The sequence below is a fragment of the Leucobacter salsicius M1-8 genome (genome assembly GCF_000350525.1).
In the GTDB taxonomy this organism is placed as follows: domain Bacteria; phylum Actinomycetota; class Actinomycetes; order Actinomycetales; family Microbacteriaceae; genus Leucobacter; species Leucobacter salsicius.
This window is the reverse complement of sequence record NZ_AOCN01000015.1, coordinates 133,367-154,709: the sequence shown is the minus strand read 5'-3', so window position 1 is coordinate 154,709 and position 21,343 is coordinate 133,367. Positions and strand designations below refer to the sequence as shown.

Here is a 21,343-nt window from a genome sequence, read left to right as displayed (position 1 = left end):
GGCGGGTGTGCCCCCGAATCGGGCACGAGTGCCCCTAGAACACGCGCTGTCCGTCACGATCGCCGCACCCACTTGAAGGTGAAGAAACTCAAGACGAGCCCCGCGACGAGCCAGCCCACGAGGTTGAGCGCGACGAGCCCCAGATCCCACGATCCCCCCACCTCGGCCGCCGCGAAGTGATCGGGCAGAAACACGCTGCGCATGCCCTGCGCGAGCCACTTCAGCGGAAACAGCGAGGCTGTGTCTTGCAACCACCCGGGCAGCATCGAAAACTGCAGGTAGACACCCGAGATGAACTGCAGCAGCAGCACGATGGGCAGCACGACCGCGGTGGCACTGCGCGATGACCGCGGCAGCGCGGAGAGCGCGACACCCAGCAGCGTCATCGTGGCGAGACCCAACACGAACACCCACGCAAACCGCAGCCACAGGGCCGGGTCACTCGGCAGCGAGACGCCGAGCGCAAACACCGCGAACGCGATGAGCAGCGCGGTCTGCGCGATCGAGGTGACGAGAATCATGCCGGCCTTGCCCAAGAAGTAGGACACAGGCGAGATCGAGGTGCCGCCAAGCCTGCGCAACCACCCCTCGCTGCGCTCGCGCGCGATGTCGATCGCGAGGTTTTGCACCCCCGACAGCAACAGCCCTGCGGCCACCATGCCCGGCAGATAGTACTCGGCCATCGTGATGCCGCCGGTGCCGTCGGGCAGCGCCCCAATCTTGCCGACCGATTCAAATGCGACGCCAAAAATGCCCAGCATCAGAATCGGAAACAGGAAGGTGAAGAACACCGTGTCTGGCGTGCGAAAGTAGCCGCGCAGCTCCATGCGCATCGCCGCGGCGCCCGCGCGCAAGAAGCCCACGGGTCTACCTGCTCCCGCGGTGTGCGATCCGGATCGCGCCCCGCCCGGGCCTACCTCGGCCGTGTGCGCCAGTTGCTTGTTCATCGTGTCGCCTGTGCTTTCTTGTGCGCCGGGTCGGCATTCGCGCCAGGCGCAGGCTCGGCGGCCTGTTGTGCCTGCGCACCGATCAGGCCGAGATAGATGTCTTCGAGCGACGGCCTGCGCACCTCGAGCCCGTTGGGTTCCCCCTGCGGGCCGAGCTCGCTCACGAGCGCGCTGACGAGGGCACCCGGGGCGTCCGTGCGCTGCTCGTGCCACGTACCGTCATCGCTACGCCAGCGCACGATCGGCACGCGCGCTTCAGCCCCGCCCAGCAGCTGCGGCGGCGCCTCGGCAACGATGACGCCGCCGGTGAGCACGCCGACGCGGTCGGCGAGGTGCGCCGCCTCGTCGAGATAGTGGGTGGTGAGCAGAATCGAGGTGCCCTCGTTCGAGAGCCCGCCCAGCATGTCCCAGAACTGGCGGCGGGCCTCGGGGTCGAAGCCGGTGGTGGGCTCGTCGAGGAACAACAGTTCAGGGCGACCCACGATGCCGAGCGCGACGTCGAGCCGGCGCTGTTGGCCGCCCGAGAGCTTCGTCGCGCGCTTGCCCGCGTGGGCCGTGAGCCCGACCAGGTCGAGGACTTCGTCGGTGCCGCGCGGGTTGGGTGCGAGCGACCCGAAGTGCTGCACGAGCTCGCGCGGCGTGTAGCGGCCGAGGTCGCCCGTGCCCTGAGCGACGATACCGATGCGCGACCGCCAGGATCGCGGCGCGTGAAGCGGATCCTCCCCCAGCACCCGCACCTCCCCGCCGTCGGGTCGCCTGATTCCCTCGAGCATCTCGATGGTCGTGCTCTTGCCCGCACCATTCGGCCCGAGCAGCGCGTAGGTTTCACCACGAGCGATGTCGAGGTCGACGCCGTCGAGCACGAGCTGCGCACCGTAGCGCTTCGTGAGCCCTCGCACCCGGAGGGCGCTGGGTTCGTCATGAGTGTTCATGCTGTCAAGCTTTCCCGCTTTGCAGCGCGGGCAACAGTGACCGAGCGACTGAAATCGGCATCCACCGGTCGGTGGATGGCGGGCACCGCAGCGCCGCTCTCGATGCCGCAAAGTTATCCACATTTCACCCCTCAACCTGTGGGCAACATTGTGTGGGGCGCGCCCGGGCGACGCGCGGACCGACTAAAGTTCGTTGAGTTCATAACGAAGTTTGGGCGCTTTTCGTTCCCACAGCTGTTGAATTACACGGCTGTAACTATCCACAGGCACGCGCCCTCGGCCCCGACAAACCACCCGAAAGTGGCACTGCAGGCAGACTCAACGGCCGCACGCTCCCCCGAGCCCCAAATTCGCAGCGTTAACGCGGCCAAAAGTGTGGAATTCTGGGCGAACGAACCCACCCTCGAGGGCACATCCTGGCGCGGAAGTTATTCACACCCCCATTTTCAGAACTACACCGATGTAACTACTCACAGCTGGGGATAGATCTGTGGGTAACTTGTGAAAAACGAGACTGCGACTCGGGCGCGGCGGGTAATCCACAGGCACCAGCACGCTGTTTTCGATTTCTCCACGGATTGTGGAGGAATCCGACACTGTTATACACAGGTGGATAACCCCTGTGGATAACTTCGGGGATAGCTCCGTGGATAGGTCCACAGGGCTGTGCATAACCGCGATCCGTGCGCGCCCGGAGTGCCCGAAGTCATAGGCTGGACTCGTGACTCAGACGAACTCCAGCAGTGCAGCTACCCGATCATTCGCCTCAGACAATTGGGCGGGCGTGCACCCCGAGGTGCTTGACGCGATCGTTGCCGCCAACGCGGGCTACGAACCCGCATACGGTGGCGACTCCCACACGGCGCAGTTTCACGCGCTCGCGAAGGAGCTCTTTGGCGTCCATGCCGAGGCAGTTCCCGTACTGAACGGCACCGGGGCGAACGTGCTCGCGCTGCAGGCGATTCTGCCCCGCTGGGGAGCGGTGATCTGCGCCCGCACCGCGCACATCAACTGCGACGAGACGGGGGCGCCCGAGAAGACGGGCGGGCTCAAGCTCCTCACCGTCGATACGCCCGACGGCAAACTCACGCCCGAGCTCGTCGCCCGCGAGGCGTGGGGCTGGGGCAATGCGCACCGCGCCCAGCCGCTCGCGGTGTCCATCTCGCAGGTTACCGAATTGGGCACGTGCTACACCGCCGATGAGATTCGCGCGCTCGCCGATCAGGCGCACGAGCACGGCATGCTGCTGCACGTCGACGGCTCGCGACTCGGCAATGCGGCGGCGCACCTCGGGGCGTCGCTCGCCGAACTCACGACCGACGCGGGCGTCGACATCGTGAGCCTAGGCGGCACGAAGAACGGGCTCATGGGCGCCGAGGCCATCATCGTGCTCACGCCAGGTGCTGCTCAGGGCATGGAATTCCTCCGCAAGATGAACCTGCAGCTCGCCTCGAAGATGCGATTCATCTCGGCTCAGCTCAACGCCCTCTACGAGGGCGACCTGTGGCGTCGATCTGCCACGCACGCCAACGCGATGGCGGCCCGGCTCGCGGCCGGCATTGAGGCGCTCGGTGCCGCGGATTCCGCGATCCGGATCGCCCAGCCCGTCGAGTCGAACGCCGTGTTCGCGCTGCTGCCGCAGGGCGTCGCGGTGCGTGCGCAAGCCGACTTCCGGTTTGGGGAATGGCCTACCGAGCCGGGACTGTACCGGCTGATGTGCGCGTTCGATACGCGCGAGGAAGACGTCGACGCGCTGCTCGCGGCGCTCGCGGGCTAGGGCACGCCAACGTACAAAACCGGCCGGAGATCTCAGATCTCCGGCCGGTTTTGTAGACGCCCGCGACTACTTGCGCGGGGAGAGCCGTGCGAGCGCGATCGACAGCACGAGCGCGGCCAAAATGCCAATGACGGGCGGAATCCCCAACTCGTAGAACCCGGCAAGCCAGGCGAGCAGGCACGAGAACAGGTAGATGCCGAGCGTGACCAAGTTGAAGCGCGGCAGCTTCTCACCCTCGGGCATCTGGGTGCGACGCCAGCGCGCGAGGTAGTCGCCGATGATCACGCCACCGAGGGGCGGAATAAACGTGCCGAGCATGCCGAGATACTGCGGCAGGTGCTCGTGCACGCCGACGAGCGCGAGCACGGTGCCGATAATGGATCCCACGATCACGAAGCGGGTCTTGCTCGGCTTCTCGAACATCTCGGCGCCGGCAACCCCGAAGGAGTAGGCGGCGTCGGCGTTCGACTTCCAGAGGTTGCCAAACAGCAGGAAGAGCCCCCAGCCGATGAGGCCGAGCTGGTACAGCACGAGCACGAAGTCACCCTCGCCGAACGAGATTGCGCCGACCGCACCGAAGAAGATCATCAACGCGTTGCCGATCAAGAACCCGGTCGCGCAGGCGAGCACGGCCTGACGGCCCGACTTGGCGAAGCGCGTCCAGTTGGGGGCCTGCGATCCGGCCGACACGAACGTGCCCACGACCGCCGTGATCGCGACCGCGATCGTCATCTTGGATTCGGGCTGAATCGCGGCGAGGCCCGCCCAGCCACCGACCTCGTCGAGCGAGCGCGACAGCACCCAGAACGCGAGCACCAGAATCAGCGGGGTCGAGATGAGCGACACCCAGTACATGCCGCGGTAGCCGTAGCAGGCGGTGACGCACATGAGCGCGCTGACGGCGATCATGATGGCGGCCCTGGCGCCGTAGCCTTCCCAGCCAAATGCCTGCGCGGTCAGGTCGCCGATCATGCCGATGCACACGCCGTACCAGCCGACCTGGGTGCCACCCAGCAGCAGCGAGGCGAGCTTCGAGCCGCGCGTGCCCAGCGTGTAGCGGGCCATCACCACGGTCGTGAGGCCGGTGCGGGCACCGATCCAGCCGAGCGCCGCAACGTAGGCTCCGAGCACGAGCGAGCCGAGCGTGATGACGATCAGCAGATCGGTGAGGCCGAAACTCTCGCCGAGCGAGGCGCCGGCCACCATCGTCGGGGTGAAGACCGTGAAGCCGAGCAGCACGACCGCGAGCGAGAAGAACCCCTTGCGCGCGTGGGTCGGCACCGGGGTCACCGGGTAGTCGAGGTCGATGACCGGGGCGGTGTCGGCCTCGGGCTTTTGGGCAGCCGTCATGGGCGCAGACTCTGTCTGCGCCGTGTCTCGCGGGCTCACGCGGTCGTGGTGTGTGCGTCGGCGCTATTCTCGCGCAGGTCGCTCGTCTCGACTCCGATGTCCTCGGCCCAGATCTCGGGGCGCTCGGTCATCATGCGGTCCATGAGGCCGATGCAGGTCGCGTCGTCGGCGACGACCAGCTCGGTACCCTTACTGCGCAGCCACTCTTCGGAGGCCTGGAAGCTGCGGTTCTCTCCGATCACGATACGGGGAATGTCATACAGGATCGCAGTGCCGGCGCACATCGTGCAGGGTGACAGCGTCGTGTAGAGGGTGCACTCGCGGTACACGCTGGCCGGCAGACGGCCCGCGTTCTCGAGGCAGTCGGTCTCGCCGTGGCGGATCGCGCTACCCATCTGCACGCGCTGGTTGCGGCCGACGGCGAGCACCTTGTCGCCGTCCTTGCTGTGATGCACGAGCACGGCTCCAATGGGAACGCCGCCCTCATTCCATCCGAGCTCGGCCTGCTCGATGGCGAGGCCAAGGTACTTTGCGTCGTTGTCACTGAGTTGCATACCAAAATCGTACCTTGCGGGTGTTGCGTTGCTCAGCCCCGGGCGAATCCGGATACCGTGCGTTGGCCTGTTCTTGAGCGCTACGGCCGCTGCGCTCCCACCAAACACTCGCGCACCTCGACATTCACCCCGAGCTCGCTTGCGATGCGAGCTGCCAGGTCGTGCGCGCGGTCGACCGTGCCGACCCGCACAGCCCATACCCGGGATACCCCGGTCACGCCGCCCGCCCAGGCCTCGCCGTCGGGGCTGACCACGCGCGACCTGTCAACGGTTCCGAGCACCTCGCTCCACTCAAGCTCCGACGACGCCAGTAATTCGTCGTCGAACCTCGCGGCGAACGCGATGTCGGCCTCGATCCGGCCCGCGTCGCGGGCAGCGACTTCCTCTGACGTGGACCCTTGAACAAGCAGTAAATAACGCATCGTGCGCTCCAATCTTTGAGCGGTCTGAGCGCGACTCCGCTGGCGCACCCGGGTCACCCCATCGTGTCACGAAGCGGGCGATGCGTCGAGAGGCTACCCACCCAATGCGTCCCGCGCACCCGCCACAAACCGATCAATCGTCTGCTGCGCACTCGCGAGCGCCTCGTCCGATTCCGCCGGCCGATTCAAGTACCCGTGCGCCACGCCCGCCTGCGTGTACTCAACGACACGCACCCGCGCCATCGCGAGCTGCTCAGCAAACTGCTCGCCCGAAGCGCGCAGGTCGTCGAGCTCGGCGTTGACGATCACAGTCGGGGGCAAGAGCGCGAGCCGTTCAGCCGCAATTTCCCCCGCTACGAGACGCGCCGGGTCGAGCCCCGCCCCCTCGGCATCGCCCAGATGCGTCGCGTACATCTGCTCGATGCGATCCGGATCAAATCGCAGCCCCTCAGCGAGTCCCGCAGTCGCCGTCGCGATCGCGGCGTCGGCACGCTGCACCCGGTGCATTGTGGGGTACTCGAGCAGCAGGGCCGCGGCCGCCTCGCCCTCACCGGCCGCGGCCGCCTCGGCACGGTCGAGGGCGGCGAGCGTCGCGAGGTGCGCACCCGCGCTCGCCCCGCCGATGAGCAGCGGGACATCCTCGGTGCGCGCGACCCAGCGGGCCACCGCGGCCACGTCGTTCGCGGGAGCCGGCGCCTTCACGGTGTCGCTCGCGAGGACGTAGTCGACGGAGTACACGCGCATGCCTGCCGCTGCGAACTGGCGCGCTGTCCAGTCGGCCTCGGGCATGTCGAGCCCGCCGCGCACGAACGAACCCCCGTGGGCCCACACGAGCACAGCCCAGGGCTCCTCGCCGCCAGCGGGGTCGTAGCGGCGCACCGGGATCTCCGCGGATCCCACGCGGTTGATGCCGCCGGTGGGCTGGGCCTGTGTGGCTCCGGATCGAGCCGCGGGGCCCGCGACGATGACATTGGTCACGGGGCTGTCGGTCGCGGTGCTGTACGTCGCGACGACGTCGTCCACGGCGGCGGCCTGCGGCTGCGTGTGGTCGGCGTGTGATCGCGCGCCACCGGGGCGAGTGTCACCGCGCCACAGCACCGCCACGAGGCAGGCGGCGAGCGCCGCGCACGCCAGGATTACGCCGATCAGGGGTCCACGTCGCATGCTCACACCTTGAGTGTATGCGGGAGCACGATGACCGTGCAGCGCCGGGGCATTCGTTATTGTTCTCGTTTCGCACTCGCACGCGTCCCGATCCCGCTCCCACTCCCGCTCCCGGAGCGAGTCGAGAGCAACGCGGCCAGCACGATCCCGGCCACCAGCGCCCAGAAGGCGGAGCTGAGGCCGCCGGCGCTAACGCCCGACGCTGCGACGGCGAGCGTGACCGCCGCTGGCAGCCGGAGAGCGGGGTCAGCCATGGCGCTCGTGCATGCCGAGGCGAAGGTAGCGAATAGCGCAATCCCTGCGACCGTCTGCACGATCTCTTCGGGGGCGGCGAGCACCGCGGTCGCGAGGCCTGCGCTCAATATTCCGAGAACGACATAGCTCACGCCAGCGGAGACTCCGGCGATCCAACGCCGGTCTTTGGGGCCCGCCTCAGGGCCTGCGGCGAGTGCGGCACTGAGTGCGGCGAGGTTGACTGCATGGCCTCCCATCGGGGCGCTCACAATCGAGGCGATGCCGGTGATCGTGAGGGCTGGCCGCCAAGGCACGGTGTATCCGAGGCTCGACATGACTGCGACGCCGGGGATGTTCTGCGACGCCATCGTCACGATGTACAGCGGCAGCGCCACCCCGGTCAGGGCCTGCAGCGTCACCGTGGGGGTGGTCCACTCGATGTGCGGGACGAGCGCGGCCACCTGGGGCACCGAGCCTGAGAGGTTCAGGCTCACGACAATTGCGATCATCCCAACCGCGAGCGCCAAGGGCACCGCCCACTTCGGGCTCACTCTCATCATCACGAGCCAGGTCACCACGATCGGGACGACCGGGAGGGGGTTCGTCACGAGCGCCGACACCGGGGCGATGCACAACGGCAGCAGGATCCCCGCCAGCATCGCCTGCGCGAGGGGAACCGGGATCCGTTGCACGAGCCTGGCGAGCCCCGGCCACAGCCCGGTGACCGTCAGCAGCACGCCGCAGGCAATGAACGCGCCGACCGCTGCGGGCCACCCGCCCGTGACGAGCCCCGTCGTCATCAGGAGCGCAGCGCCGGGCGTTGACCAGGCCGAGGTGATGGGCATTCGGTAGCGCCACGACAGCAAGATGCTCGCCGCACCCATGGTTACGGTGACCGCGAGCAGCCCGGAGGCGGCCTGCCGCGGGGTGGCCCCGACTGCCTGCAGCCCGCTGAGCACCACTGCGAAGGCCGCCGTGAACGCCACGAGGCTACAGACGAGACCCGCCCCCACGGGCACCCATAGAGCGGCACGCCCGCGCGTTCCGTTAACGGAACGTTTCATATACAGAACGTATCATGGGCTCATGCCCCTCCTCCATCTCGGCGCCCGCCTGCGCGAACTCCGCACTGAACGTGGATTGAGTCTGTCTGAGCTCGCGCGCCGCGCCAATGTCGGAAAGGGATCCCTCTCTGAGATTGAGACCGGCCGCCGCAACCCCACGGTCGAGACGCTCTATGCGATCTGCGAGCCCCTCGGGGTTCCTCTGACGGCCTTGCTCGGTGAGGATCCAGGCGCCGACTCGGTGTCGGAGAATGGCCTGCGCACCGTACTCCTCTCCGTGCGACATTTGCCGGAGCATACGGTTGAAGTGTTTCGGGCAGAGTTTCCGGTGGGAGCCGATCACACCTCGCCTGGCCACGGGGCAGACGTCACCGAGCACCTCACCATCACCTCGGGGGCGATGCGGGTGGGCCCGGTCGGCGACGAAACCACCGTCGAGGCAGGTGAGACATTCACCTGGTCAAGTGCTGGTCCACACCGCTACACCACCGTGCGCGGGCCCGGCGAGGGTATCTTGGTGATCATCACCCCGCGAGACCGGACGCAAGACCGGACACAAGTCTTGGGCGACGGGAGTTCCCGCCCAACATGAGGCGCATCACTGCCCCCGAGCACCTCGCGCCACCCGGGCCCGGATCCCGTCGATCAGCAGGTCGAGACCACGGTCGAACATCAGCCGGTTGCGCGCTCGGCCCACCGGGTGCACCGAGAGCAGCTCGGCAAGCTTGCCGTCGGCTTCACCCGGCTTCATGATCTCGTCGGGTGACATTGCATCGAACGCTGCACCAAAGGTAAATGCGTCGAGCACTTCGACCGTGGTGAGCACTTCATCGTCGGGCACCCCCGCCTCCCTCAGCGCGTCGACGAGGCTCGTGTAAAAGCGCAGTACCGCGGGCTCGTCGATAACCACGGTAAGCATCAGCTCGAGCACGCGCGGGTGGTCGGCGTACATGCGCCAGGTCGCCTCGACCTCGCCCCGCACGCGGGTCGCCCAGTCGGCCCCCTCGCTCACGGGCACATCGGGCACGTACTCGGCGACCAGCACCTGCCGCATCGCTTGGATCACCCCATCGCGTCCCTTCACATGGTGGTACAGCGAGGAGACGCTCACCTCGAGCTCGTGCGCGAGCGGCACAAGCTGCAGATTATGGCCGGCCTCGACATAGTCGATGGCGGCGCGGCCGATGATCTCTCGACTGAGACGGGCGATACGGGGTCGTGCCACGGGGGTCCTCCTTGAGCCTGCTTGACAGATCTTCCCACAGCGGGCACGATTGCAACGAATAACCGAAATGATTTCGGTTAAAATTGCTCCCACAGCATGCCACCGTCAGCGAAGCCGGAAACGAGACGACCATGACCCCCAACAATGCAGGCCCCACAGCCGCAGCTCCACGCACAGGCTCCCCCATTTCCGGGCCCGCGGCAGCGGCGTCACCTCAGGCCGACCCGCGTTTTAAGCTCAACGCCCGTAACGGCAGCGCGACCTTCATCGTCGCGCTCGCGAGCCTCATGATGGCGAACCTTGCGCCACACATTCTCACCGCGCTCGGCAGCCTCGGCTTCGACCCCATCGCGGGTGGCAACGTGCTCACCTGGGCGCTGCTCGCATCCGCGCTGGTGGGTCTCGCGAGCTCACGCCTCGCCTCGGGCAAGCTCCGCCGCCCGCTCGCGGCCGCGGGGCTGCTCCTCGCCGTGATCGCGTTCGGTGCGGGCGCGTTCATCGCGAGTCCCGCCGTCGCCGCAGCCGCCCTCGTGGTCGGCGGTGCTGGCGTCGGCACCGCGATCTCCACCTCGGGCGCGGCCATCGCCGCGCTGCGCAACCCGAACCGCGTCTCGGCCGCAAGCGGCCTCACCAACCGCATACTCATCACGATTGTGCTCGCGGCGTTCCCGATCATCGGCATCTCACAGCTCAGCGTCTTCGCCGTCCTCGCGCTCATCTCGCTCGCGGGTCTCGCGCTCGTCGCCTGGCTACCCAACTCCCCCGAGCACGCCGCGCCGGTCGACGTCACCACGACACTCAAGATCGCGGCTCCCCGTCGCATCACGTTTGCGGGCATCGCCGTGCTCGTCGTGTTCGCGCTCTGGGGTACGAGTGAGGACGCGATCTGGACGATGGCCCCCGTGCTCGGCGACGCGGTCGGCGCGAGCGAGCAAGCGCTGGGCTTCACGCTCAGCCTTGCGGCCGCGGGCGGGATCCTCGGCATGCTCATCGTCACGATCGCGGGCGACCGCATCGGTCGCGCACTCCCCCTCGCGATCGCCCTCGTACTCGGCGGCGCCGCAAAGATCGGCATCGGCCTCACCGACGATGCGTTCACACTCTTGGCCCTCATCATCGTGGTGAACGCGGTCTATGCCTTCGCATTCTCCCTCTTCATCGCTACCGCCGCAGGCCTCGACGCCCGCGGCCGCTGGTCGGGCCCCCTGCTGGGTGCCTACCTCGTCGGCTCGAGCTTCGCACCGCTGATCGGCAGCATCTTCATCGAGGCGCTCGGCGTGCCCCTGTTCACTCTCATCATGGGCCTAGTCAGCTTCGCAGCCATCATCCCCACGGTCGCGATCGCCCGGGTCTCAATGGGTGCGGAGCGCGCCCTCGCGCGCTACCCGCAGGGTGAATAAGCACCGGATCCGGATCAATCACCAACACCTCAACCCAGCCCGGGCCAGAACGGCCCCGGCCCGATAGCCTCAATCACATACCCCTCAGAAAGTGAGCCCGCATGAGCACCGTTGCACAGAGCCCCGAACAGCAGAGCCCCGAAACGACGATTTACACGAACGCGACCGTGTTCACGGGCGATGCAGCCCAGGCGACGCGCGAGAGCGTCGCCGTGCGCGGCGACCGGATTCTCGCGGCCGGCGACCTGGTTTCGGTGCGCAGCGTGGCCGGCTCCGGGGCACGCGAGGTAGATCTCGATGGCGCGCTTGTCACGCCGGGAGTGATCGAGGGTCACGCCCACATGCTGATGCTGGGCGAGGCACTGTCAAAGGTGCAGCTGCGTGACGCGGGCACGCTCGAGGAGGTGCAGCGCAGGCTTGCCGAGCGCCGCGCTGCTGACCCCTCTGCCACCGTGCTGACGGGCACGAGCTGGATGTTTGACCTGTTTGCCGAGGGCGAGCAACCCACCGCGGCCGTGATCGATGCCGTCGTTGCCGACGTACCCGTGCTGCTCGACGCGAACGACCTGCACTCGGTATGGGCGAATACGGCGGCACTCGAGGCTATGGGCATTACTCGCGAGACGCCCAACCCCGTTGGCGGCGAGATCGTGCGCGATGCGAACGGTGACGCAACCGGGTTCCTCGTTGAGACCGCCGCGGTGCAGTACGCGTGGGGGTACTTGGAGAGCGTTTCGACCGATGCCGACCGCGACCGCTACCTCGCTGCTGCGTTCGCCGCGTACCTCGAGACCGGCGTGACGGGCGCGACCGAAATGTCGTTCGGGCACGCCGAAGTGGCGACGTACCGCCGCCTGCTCGAGCGTGACGGACGACTGCCGTTCCCGGTGAACGCGCACTGGCTGCTCACCGCTACCGGTGACCTGGATTCGGATCTTGCCCAGATTGCAGAGGTCGTGGCGGCACGTGACGCACTCGCCGCTGATTTTGGTGATGAGTGGTTGCGGATCGTGGGCGTGAAGTTCATTCTTGACGGCGTAATTGACGCGTGCACCGCATCGATGCGTGACCCGTTCGTGAATGGTGCTTTGCCGAGGCCGATCTGGGAGCGTTCTTTCGCCTTGCCTATGGCTGTTGCCGCCGACGCCGCCGGACTGCAGCTCGCGCTGCACGCGATCGGCGACGAGGCGAGCGCGATCGCGCTCGACATGGTCGAGGAAGTCATTCGCGTGAACGGCGCTTCCGCATCGCGTCGCCCCCGCGTCGAGCACCTCGAGTACGTCGCCGACGACACGATCGCACGCATGGCCGCGCTGGGTGTTACGGCTTCGATGCAGCCCGTGCACTGCGACCCCGCCGTGCTCGACAACTGGATGGCCGTGCTGGGGTCCCCGCGCGACACCGCTGGTTTTCCGTGGGACAAGATGCGTGATGCGGGTGTGCCGATCGCGCTCGGCACGGATGCGCCAACCGCGCCGCACTTCGCCCCCGACAACCTGTTCATCGCGCTGACGGGGCGTTCGGCTTTGGATACCTCTCGTGCGGCCTACGAGCCGTCGCGAGTGTTCACGCCGGCGCAGGCGCTTTCGGCATTTACATACGGTGCCGCCTACGCCTCGTGCGTGGAGGATTCGGTCGGGCGCTTGGCCTCGGGCTACCGCGCGAACCTGGTGGTGTGGGGCGCGCATGCACTCACTGACTCGCCTGCCGCATTGCTGGGGTCGCGGTCTGTGCTGACGCTGGTTGATGGGGAAGTGGCGTTCGAGGGGTAGTTGCGGTTGATGCGGGCGCCGTGTCGGTGCCCGCATCAAGCAATGTCAGAGGTAGCTCCGATACTGAGGTTGCAACTTGCATAGGGCAGGATGCAGACCTTGAGGAGTTCAGAGATGGCAATCGAAATCACCCACGTTCGTTACGGAAGCCTTCCGAGGACTGAACAAACCATTAGCCACTATCAATGGCGTGAGCTCAACAGCGCCGTCACCGGATCCGATGACAAGCAAACGCTGGTTAATTGGCTAGAGAAGGACAACCGGGCCTTCATTCGGAGCGGGTCACAATACGTGGCCGTAGTTGTCGTGAACGCGAATCCCAAGTGTCTGCGGAGTCTTGGTGACGGCCAGGTCATCAACAATCTCGCGAACTTGCCCGAGTTTTGAGATCGCCGGGGTTCTCGTTCCTAACTCCGAGAGCCCCGTGGCTGGAATCCCATAGTGTCGGTGGCACGCCCGCCCTTCTGACAGCGGAAGCGCCTGAGCTCAAAGATCAGCTGCCCTCGGTGTGGTTGATCATTCATTTGGGCTTCCCTCGATCTAGGCGTTCTTGACAGATCTTGCCTAGATTATTGCCGGCTTACTGCCCGTGACCAAGTAGTCATAGAGGCTTTCATTGATGGGTGATTCGAGGTGCAAATTCATTGTGACGACATCAAGTGATGCGCCATCTTTACCGGGCATCGTTTCTTGCAACGCACTCCGTGACTCCGCTTGGCCCAGATAATAGAAGTCCAACCCCTCGGCGTCGTCCTTCTTCACGAACAAATGCAGCGGAACTTCTTGGGCAACGATTGCGCGCACTTCTGCGCTCTGAAGGGTCCGCCTCGAGCGCGTAAACCATCGCAGCGTCGAGTGGTCAAGGAGCTCATCCTCGTACTGAGTGCTCTCTGAGACATCATCGTCCTTGTGATAGGTCACAAATATAGGGCAAGACTGGGACTCTCGGTCTACCTTGTACCCATAAATAGTGCTGTACTCATTAGCACGCCAGTTGAGCATACGACAGACATCCTTGCGGGAGTACATGGCGCCGACCTGGAGTTCAGCAGTCCAGTTATTGCGGTGCCGCGCAAGGTACAGACCCGTCTCGATCGCATCGTCAACCTGACCATGAAGAAAGGCTGAGGCCTTAAGTAGCTCATCGACTTTCGGGGCCAGCTTGTAGGAGCCGGGCGTGACCTCAACAAATGGCAGTCCGCCATATGTGGCCCTTTCACCCTCCGTGAAGAACCTAAGGGACACGATGCGGTCGACCGACCGAATCGTATCTTCCTTAACAGTGCACCCTGCAGCAACGAGCTTTGCAGCATACTCAGTGCGCGGTAGCTCTCCTGCAGAAATAAGCCACTTCAGCAGCAACAGTTCATGCGGTCGCTTGCCATTCAACAGTTCGGCGGTCACAAAGTTAAGCAGAGCGGCCTGATCCGGATCCGGAGCTTCGCTCACCGCCCCCATTTTCAGTAGGAAGTTCCAGTAGTTCTTGTTTTTTCGTGCGAGAGTCACTGGATCAACAGTGTCGAACCGCGCGTAATCGAGCAGATCGGGTGCGCGCCCCAGCCGCTGGTGCAAATCAAGATACGCATTCTTGAAGTTCTTCATGCTGTCGAGCTTGATGCTCTCGAGCGAACGCAGCACGCGTTCTCGTGAGATGCGATCAAAGTTGATACTGGAGATGCCCGAGACGACGCCCGCCGTGTCTGCGTCCACGAGCTTGCGACGTACAACGTCCTTGTTGAGCGAACTATCGCCAGTGAGCGCAATTGGGATCAGGTAGTTGTTGGCATAGTTGCCGATGAAGTCGATCACGCGCACATGATCCTTGCCAGAAGCCTTGCGCAATCCGCGACCGAGCTGTTGCGTAAAGATAATGCTCGATTGCGTCTGGCGCAGCATGACAATCTGATTCAGCGTGGGGATATCGATTCCCTCGTTGAATACATCGACCGTGAGGATGTAGTCGAGTTCACCAGCTTCCAACCGTGTGATCGTCGATTCGCGGAATGGGACCGTGTCTTTGCCAGAGAGCGAGACCGTTCGCAACGGTGCCCCATGCACCGCCCGCTCGTTGAGTAGCTTCGAGAGCTCGCTGGCCTCCTCGAGCCGGCTGCAGAACAAGAGTCCCCTCACGCCTTCCGCGTGGCCGTAACGCTCTAACGATTTGATGATGTGATCGACTCGTTCGCTCGTCACGAGCTTCGAAAACGAGGTCACATCGTCAACGGTGACACCGTCAGAGTCGATGTAGTCGGTCACCCCGTAGTAGTGAAATGGGGCAAGCATGTCGACTTCGAGGGCCTTCTGTAGCCGAATCTCGTAGGGGACGTTGTAATCGAACATCTCGTAGATGTTGAAGCCGTCGGTTCGCTCGGGAGTCGCCGTGACACCGAGTAGAAACGTGGGGCGCAGCCGGTCGAAGACCTGCCGATATGTATCGGCGCCAGCACGATGTACCTCGTCGACGAGGATGTAATCAAATTCCTCGGCATGGATCTGATCAAGCACATCAGCCCGCGAGAGCATCTGAATGGTCGCAAAAACATACTTGCGGTCGAGCTGGCGCTGGCCGCCCGCAAGCTTGCCGAATTCACTCGCGGGTTCACCTAGCACTTGCTGGTAAGCCTGAATTGCGGCGTCGAGGATCTGTTCACGATGCACCACAAACAGCATCTTTCGCGGCGCTGCTGCTCTCACGTCGAGAGCCGAGAGAATTGTCTTTCCGGTGCCCGTAGCAGATACAACGATCGCCCTGTTCTCGCCAGCTTCACGCACCTGTGCAATCGCTTCGAGTGCCTCGAGCTGCATCGAGTTGGGCACGACTCGACCAGACCCGTGAAGCGTTTCTCCCAGCGAAGCACTCACAACGCCCACAGTTTCCCTGATCACCCGCGGTTGCTGCAGCACATACGTTTCGCGATAGCGTTCGATCCAAGCTACCGTCAACGGCACAGATGCTTCGACCTGGCGGGCTGTCGCAGCCCGCAACTGATCCACGATGTCCCCCTCGGGCAACGCTGAAAACTGGAGGTTCCACTCCTGATTCTTGACCAGCGCGTTCGCCGTGAGGTTCGCGCTGCCAATAATTGCGGTCGTATGCGCACCCTGGTTAAACACGTACCCCTTGGCGTGAAAGCCTGCTGGGCTTTCGTTCACGTACGTGGTGATTCCATCAAGACTCAGCAGCTCTGCAAACGCTTCAGGCGCATTGAACCCGAGGTATGTCGAGGTAATGATCGTCCCGGCGCCCTCGAACTCAATGAGTGCCTGCTTCAGGAGCGCGAGCGCGCCAGAGGTTATGAACGCTACCGAGAAGATAAATGAGCGCGAACGACGTAGCTCCCTGCGAATTGCACGCAGCATAGTGTTCTCTGCTTCATTAGCCACGAGCTGCGGATGAAACAGCTGGGGCGCCTGTATCGACGCGTCAATAAACCCGAAGCTAGTGTCAGCCGAAACGTTGCCGCGCAGACTAGGAATCATGGCGCGAGAAGTTCCACCAAACGATGCACAGCGGGAATATCTGCAGGCGCCCACTCGAGCAAGGGGAGCTCAAGCACGGGGACCCAGCGAATCTCAGCGTGCTCAGTCGCGATCGGCGAGCTCTCTGTCAACGTGCAGAGAAAGGTCGTGAGGCTCACGATTCCAAAATCGTATTCATAATCAGTGGTGTCGACGTGCTCACCAACTTTCGCCTGGCACAGTAGCTCTTCCTCGAGCTCACGCACCAACGCTTCACGAGGCGTTTCACCAGGCTCAATCTTACCGCCCGGAAACTCCCACATTCCGGCGAGAGACATACCTTCTCCGCGCTGAGCAGCAAGGACTTCGGTCCCGTTGAAGATTGCGGCGGCCACGACTTCAATACGCTTCTTAGGCTTCACATTCGCAGATTCAGTAGTCATCGTTACCAGCCTAACGACGTTCTCAACGGAACCACTGGCCCCGCGCCAATGCATCGCACAAACGGCGACACCGAGGCAAGTTCGATGCACGTCGATGAGCTCCCGCCCTGGCGCCGCCCATCCGAACAGGCCACAATAGGCTCATGAACCCCGCTCACGATGAGGTACCCCCCGGCGCGCAGCAACCCGCGTACTCCACATTCACGTTCGAAGACGCACACGACGTCGAGATCACGGCGTACGAGTGGCGGCCCGCGGGCGACGAGGAGCCGGTCGCCATCGTGCAAATCGCGCACGGCATCGGCGAGCATGCGAGGCGCTACGACGCCTTCGCGCAGTACCTCACCAAGGCGGGCTTCGCGGTCTACGCCGACGACCATCGCGGCCACGGGCAGACCGGGCTCAACCAGCACGATGGAGACGTGTCCAAGCTCGGCAAGCTCGGTCCCGGCGGCCTCGCGGCAGCAGAGAACGCGATCCTGCAGCTCACCGCGATCATTCGCGAGCGGCACCCCGACCTGCCGGTCGTGATGTTTGCACACTCCTGGGGCTCGCTCATGGCGCAGCGCATCCTCAACTCGCACCCGCGCGCGTGGGACGCGCTCGTGCTCTCGGGATCCGCGCTGCGCACCTTCCGCCACATGGAGAGCGGCGATCTCAACGCCAAGTGGGCCGGCGAGGGCGCGAACGGCTTCGAGTGGCTCACCCGCGACGAGGCCGAGGTCGCAAAATTCATCGCGGATCCCCTCTGCTTCGAGGCCGACATCCTGCGCCTCTTCGGCGTCGCCGACGGGCTGCGGCTCTTCGGCCGCCCGGTCGCCGGCCTCGCGCCCGAAGTGCCGATCCTGATCGTCTCGGGCAGCGAGGACCCCATCACCCGCGGCGACGGGCTCACGCAGCTCGCCGAGGCGCTACGCAAGCGCGGAGTGCGCGACGTCACGCTCAAGCTGTATCCGGGCGCGCGGCACGAGACACTCAACGAAACCAATCGGGATCAGGTGTTTGTGGATCTCTCGACTTGGATGCTCGATCGCGTCGCGAGCGACTAGGACCGCTGTCTTGCTCCGGATCTTTCCAAGCTGACACTGGGCCCTCGGGCCCAGTGTTTTGATCCGGATCATGACCCGCACACCCATCAGCAGCCGTTATAACTCCGTTATCAATTGAGGGCCGATTTAGCCGATTTTCGACCCATTTCGGAGGCCCGTTGTCGGTGGTCAGCGAGACCATAGTCACATGGAACTCTTCACCTCACTCACGCAACAGCTGGCAGCGGTACGCCAGCTGGTGGGTGAGGTGACCGAGGCGAGCGCGATCCCCGAGATGGTGCGGCGACTGCCTGACGACGAGGTGCTGGCGGTGCTCGAGGCGGCCGCCACGGTGATGCGCAGCGTTGAGCGGTTTCAACTTGCGGCCTCCGGGGTGGTGGCGGAGCGTTCGACCCGCTCCAGCGGACATTCGGGGCTGGCGCAGTCGCGTGGACACCGCAATCCGGCGTCGCTCGTGCAGCAGATCACCGGTGCCACGCGTGCTGAATCGGCTCGCGAGGTGCGCGTAGGTGAGTCGTTGTTGGCCGCGGCCGGGCCCGAGGGCGACTCGGGAGACGGCGGGGCTGCTGGCGGTGCTCATGGCGAAGCTGGAGGTGAGTCAGCTGGGACGCCGGCCAACGGATTGGCAGCTCCAGCTCCGGTCCCGTGGCATGCCCCGCTGCGCACGGCCCTGCTCGATGGCACGCTCTCGAGCCCGCAGCACGACGCCATTCAGCAGGGGCTGGGGGAGCCGCCCGTGCCCACAGATGCCTCGATCTCCCTCGCAGAGCGCCAATGCCATGCAGAGGCAACCCGTGAAGCCTGGCAGCTCGCGGCAGAGGAGCTCGTACGAGAGGCTCAACACCGTACGGTCGAGGAGCTGCGGCAGGCTGCGCGATCGGTGCGCGACATGCTCGATCCGGTCGGTGCCGAACAGCGGGCTCAGGCCCGCTACGAGGCGCGGTCGTTCCGCCTGTGGCGCGATGCCGAGGGAGCATATCGCGGCTCGTTCACGTTTGACGATGAAGCCGGCGCCTGGGTGCGGCATCTCATCGATGCGGCGCTCCGGCCCCGTCGGGGTGGCCCGCGATTCGTCGATCCCGACGAAAAGGCCCGCGCCCAGGAACTCATCGACGATCCCCGCACCAACGACCAGCTCACGCACGATCTTCTCATCGATGTGCTCCGCGGCGGCACTCTCGCTGACCCGGCGCAGGTGATGGGCGCACGGCAGGCCGGAGTGCGCGTCGTCACCGTGGTCGACACCTTGGTCGACACCGTCATTGATGCAGAAGCCGGCGCGCAAGGTGTCGGCGCAGTGACCTTCCTCGAAGAGGACGGCATCGTTGTCGGGGCCCGTGCCGCGCAGCGGCAGACCTGCGACTCGGGCATCGTGCCGATCAGCGTGGACCGGAGAGGCAACCCGCTCAACGTGGGCCGCGAACAACGGCTCTTCACCAGTAAGCAGCGCATCGCACTGTCGATTCGAGACGGCGGTTGCCGCTGGCGCGACTGTGACCGCACGGCCTCCTATTGCGAAGCTCACCACATCGACGAGTGGGCTGCCGACCAAGGCCGCACCGATATCGACCGGGGCTTGCTGCTCTGCCGGTTCCACCACATGCAACTGCACAACGGCGGATGGCGCATCACTCGCGACGGTACCGGCCCGTTTCTCCTCCACGATCAACACGGTGCAACGTTTACATTGCCACCGCGCACCTCCCGGACCACGGCATGGAGCACTGCCTTGAACTTCAGCGGGCTCGAGGTACCCGCAGCTCGATTCTTCCCGGAACGGCGGCCTCGACCTGCCGCTCAGGTTCCCTCCAAGATGGAAGCACGGCCAGTTTCAGCGCCGATGGCGCTAAATGATTCCCCGCCACCCCCGCCGATCGGCCCACCGCCGGGCCTACCTCCAGACTCGAATTTCAGTAACTTTCCAGGAGCTCCGCCAGGTGCACCACCGGGTTAGGCCTCGACTCGCCGGCAGTGGACATCGGGTTCAGAGAGCGCAGCTGCACGTCATCCCCAATCGATCCAGATTCCTTCCCCCGGCACTGGCCCGTCACTGATTCCTACGGGACCTGGGCCGATAAGACCATCAGCACCGCCAATGTCCGACGTCTAGGGCACCATAAGGGCATGGATTTCTTCACCTCGCTTCAGCACCAACTCGACGCACTGCAGCGCATCGTGGGCGGCGCTCCAGCGACCGGCACTTCACCGGCTGGCCCATCGGCGACCGGATCCATCCCCGAGCGTCTCCATCGGCTCAGCGACGGCGATCTCCAAGACGCGCTCGAGATCGCAACGTCCATCCAACGCCAAGCCGAACGGCTGCGTCACTCCTCCACCAGCGTGCTGGCCCAACGCACCCACATGGCCGCACAAACGCTGCGCACTCACGCCGCAAGCTCTGAGCGGCGCCCCAGCGCGGCAACACACGCGCAGAGCACCAACATGCGCGTACGCGCGTAGCGCCAAACTCATGCGGGGCGTACGCTAAAGCTATGAGCACACACGGCGAGTTCAAGGTTCCCGGCGGCAAGCTGGTTGTCGTCGACTTCGACGTGGCCCACGGCCGCATCAAAGACTTTCGGCTATCGGGCGACTTCTTCCTCGAGCCCGACGATGCCCTCGAATGCATCAACGGCGCCATTGAGGGCATGGACCCCAACGCCACCATTGAGGACTTCGCGATCGCCATCCAAAAGGCGCTCCCGTCAGAGGTACACCTGCTCGGCTTCACTCCGGGGTCGGTCGGCGTCGCCATTCGCCGCGCCATCACCGGTGCCGCCCACTGGCGCGATTACGACTGGCAGATTCTGCACGAGCCGCCCGTCGCTCCCGTCATGAACGCCGCCCTCGACGAGGTGCTCACCATCGCCGTGGGCGAGGGTCTGCGCGGCCCCACCCTACGCATCTGGGAGTGGAACGAGCCCGCCGTGATCATCGGCAGCTTCCAGTCGATCAAGAACGAGGTCGACGAAGACGAGGCCGCGGCCCGCGGGGCCAAGATCGTCCGCCGCATTTCGGGTGGCGGCTCCATGTACATGGAGCCCGAGGCCACCATCACCTACGCGCTCTACGTGCCGGGCGAGCTCGTGCGCGGCATGACCTTCGCCGACTCGTACGCCTACCTCGACGAATGGGTTCTCGAAGCCCTGCAGGCGCTCGGCATCAACGCCAGCTACAAGCCCCTTAATGACATCGCCAGCCCCCAGGGCAAAATTGGGGGCGCAGCCCAGAAGCGTCTGGGATCCGGAGCAGTCTTGCATCACGTCACCATGGCCTATGACATGGACGCCGAGGCCATGACGCAGGTACTACGCATCGGCCGCGAGAAGCTTTCCGACAAGGGCACCGCCAGCGCGCAGAAGCGGGTCGACCCGCTGCGCAGCCAGACCGGGCTCACCCGCGCCGAGATTATCGAGAAGCTCATCGAAGTCTTCACCCAGCGCCACGGCGCCACCATGGGCGAGGTCAGCGAGGGCGAGTGGGATGCCGCCGAGCGGCTCGTCGAGCAAAAATTTGACACCCTCGAGTGGATTAAGCGCGTTCCCTAGCCC

19 protein-coding genes are annotated in these 21,343 nt (G+C 65.0%); 9 read left to right on the top strand and 10 right to left on the bottom strand.

The features are described from left to right. Positions 1-53: 53 nt before the first annotated feature. Positions 54-947, bottom strand: a complete 894-nt coding sequence (locus C795_RS0105890) for an ABC transporter permease (RefSeq protein WP_017792833.1) — start codon at positions 945-947, stop codon at positions 54-56. Further along, a complete protein-coding gene (locus C795_RS15345; RefSeq protein ID WP_017792832.1) occupies positions 944-1,879 on the bottom strand; it encodes an ABC transporter ATP-binding protein in 936 nt (311 codons plus the stop codon). Before C795_RS15345 ends, C795_RS0105890 begins: the two co-directional genes overlap by 4 nt. A 721-nt stretch (positions 1,880-2,600) precedes the next feature. On the opposite strand from C795_RS15345, the gene C795_RS0105880 reads away from it, so the two are divergent. Then, positions 2,601-3,656 carry a threonine aldolase family protein gene (locus C795_RS0105880; protein ID WP_017792831.1) on the top strand — a complete coding sequence of 352 codons (1,056 nt, stop codon included), beginning with the start codon at positions 2,601-2,603 and terminating at the stop codon, positions 3,654-3,656. A 66-nt stretch (positions 3,657-3,722) separates the two neighbouring features. Here the strand turns inward: C795_RS0105880 and codB are convergent, their stop codons facing one another. The 5 genes from codB to C795_RS15340 form a co-directional block, all read right to left on the bottom strand. After that, entirely contained in the window at positions 3,723-5,006 is a 1,284-nt protein-coding gene (gene codB / locus C795_RS0105875; protein WP_017792830.1) for a cytosine permease, read from the bottom strand. Between the two features lie 35 nt (positions 5,007-5,041). After that, positions 5,042-5,560 (bottom strand): nucleoside deaminase, encoded by a 519-nt coding sequence (locus C795_RS0105870; RefSeq protein ID WP_017792829.1) that lies wholly within the window; start codon positions 5,558-5,560, stop codon positions 5,042-5,044. 80 nt (positions 5,561-5,640) lie between these two features. Then, the gene (locus C795_RS0105865; RefSeq protein ID WP_017792828.1) at positions 5,641-5,982 is read right to left on the bottom strand and encodes a YciI family protein; all 342 of its coding nucleotides are present in this window, start codon (positions 5,980-5,982) and stop codon (positions 5,641-5,643) included. 93 nt (positions 5,983-6,075) lie between these two features. Continuing rightward, positions 6,076-7,146 (bottom strand): alpha/beta hydrolase, encoded by a 1,071-nt coding sequence (locus tag C795_RS0105860; protein WP_017792827.1) that lies wholly within the window; start codon positions 7,144-7,146, stop codon positions 6,076-6,078. A gap of 56 nt (positions 7,147-7,202) precedes the next feature. Continuing rightward, complete coding sequence (locus C795_RS15340) at positions 7,203-8,444, bottom strand: benzoate/H(+) symporter BenE family transporter (RefSeq protein ID WP_051053764.1); 1,242 nt, start codon at positions 8,442-8,444, stop codon at positions 7,203-7,205. 22 nt (positions 8,445-8,466) lie between these two features. Here C795_RS15340 and C795_RS0105850 point away from each other — a divergent pair, with 22 nt between their 5' ends. Then, positions 8,467-9,036 (top strand): helix-turn-helix domain-containing protein, encoded by a 570-nt coding sequence (locus C795_RS0105850; protein ID WP_017792825.1) that lies wholly within the window; start codon positions 8,467-8,469, stop codon positions 9,034-9,036. A gap of 6 nt (positions 9,037-9,042) precedes the next feature. Here C795_RS0105850 and C795_RS0105845 read toward each other — a convergent pair whose 3' ends face one another. Then, positions 9,043-9,669 (bottom strand): TetR/AcrR family transcriptional regulator C-terminal domain-containing protein, encoded by a 627-nt coding sequence (locus C795_RS0105845; protein WP_017792824.1) that lies wholly within the window; start codon positions 9,667-9,669, stop codon positions 9,043-9,045. 131 nt (positions 9,670-9,800) lie between these two features. Between C795_RS0105845 and C795_RS0105840 the strand changes: the two genes are divergently transcribed. From C795_RS0105840 to C795_RS15335, 3 genes are all read left to right on the top strand, one after another. Then, a complete protein-coding gene (locus C795_RS0105840) occupies positions 9,801-11,069 on the top strand; it encodes an MFS transporter (protein ID WP_017792823.1) in 1,269 nt (422 codons plus the stop codon). Positions 11,070-11,170: 101 nt separating this feature from the next. Continuing rightward, entirely contained in the window at positions 11,171-12,841 is a 1,671-nt protein-coding gene (locus tag C795_RS0105835; protein ID WP_017792822.1) for an amidohydrolase, read from the top strand. A 114-nt stretch (positions 12,842-12,955) separates the two neighbouring features. Next, positions 12,956-13,228, top strand: coding sequence for a DUF3892 domain-containing protein (locus C795_RS15335; RefSeq protein ID WP_017792821.1), 273 nt, complete (start codon positions 12,956-12,958; stop codon positions 13,226-13,228). 177 nt (positions 13,229-13,405) lie between these two features. Here the strand turns inward: C795_RS15335 and C795_RS0105825 are convergent, their stop codons facing one another. Together C795_RS0105825 and C795_RS0105820 are read right to left on the bottom strand one after the other, a co-directional pair. Further along, positions 13,406-16,201 (bottom strand): DEAD/DEAH box helicase, encoded by a 2,796-nt coding sequence (locus C795_RS0105825; RefSeq protein WP_232225445.1) that lies wholly within the window; start codon positions 16,199-16,201, stop codon positions 13,406-13,408. Between the two features lie 116 nt (positions 16,202-16,317). Beyond that, entirely contained in the window at positions 16,318-16,743 is a 426-nt protein-coding gene (locus tag C795_RS0105820; RefSeq protein ID WP_033349201.1) for a (deoxy)nucleoside triphosphate pyrophosphohydrolase, read from the bottom strand. A gap of 143 nt (positions 16,744-16,886) precedes the next feature. On the opposite strand from C795_RS0105820, the gene C795_RS0105815 reads away from it, so the two are divergent. The 4 genes from C795_RS0105815 to C795_RS0105800 all read left to right on the top strand — a co-directional run bounded on the left by C795_RS0105815 (position 16,887) and on the right by C795_RS0105800 (position 21,340). Next, on the top strand, positions 16,887-17,792 hold the full coding sequence (locus C795_RS0105815) for an alpha/beta fold hydrolase (RefSeq protein ID WP_017792818.1): 906 nt from the start codon (positions 16,887-16,889) through the stop codon (positions 17,790-17,792). 187 nt (positions 17,793-17,979) lie between these two features. Next, positions 17,980-19,746, top strand: coding sequence for an HNH endonuclease signature motif containing protein (locus C795_RS0105810; protein WP_017792817.1), 1,767 nt, complete (start codon positions 17,980-17,982; stop codon positions 19,744-19,746). Positions 19,747-19,916: 170 nt separating this feature from the next. Next, on the top strand, positions 19,917-20,252 hold the full coding sequence (locus C795_RS0105805; RefSeq protein ID WP_017792816.1) for a hypothetical protein: 336 nt from the start codon (positions 19,917-19,919) through the stop codon (positions 20,250-20,252). Between the two features lie 32 nt (positions 20,253-20,284). Further along, positions 20,285-21,340, top strand: coding sequence for a lipoyl protein ligase domain-containing protein (locus C795_RS0105800; protein ID WP_017792815.1), 1,056 nt, complete (start codon positions 20,285-20,287; stop codon positions 21,338-21,340). Positions 21,341-21,343: the final 3 nt, after the last annotated feature.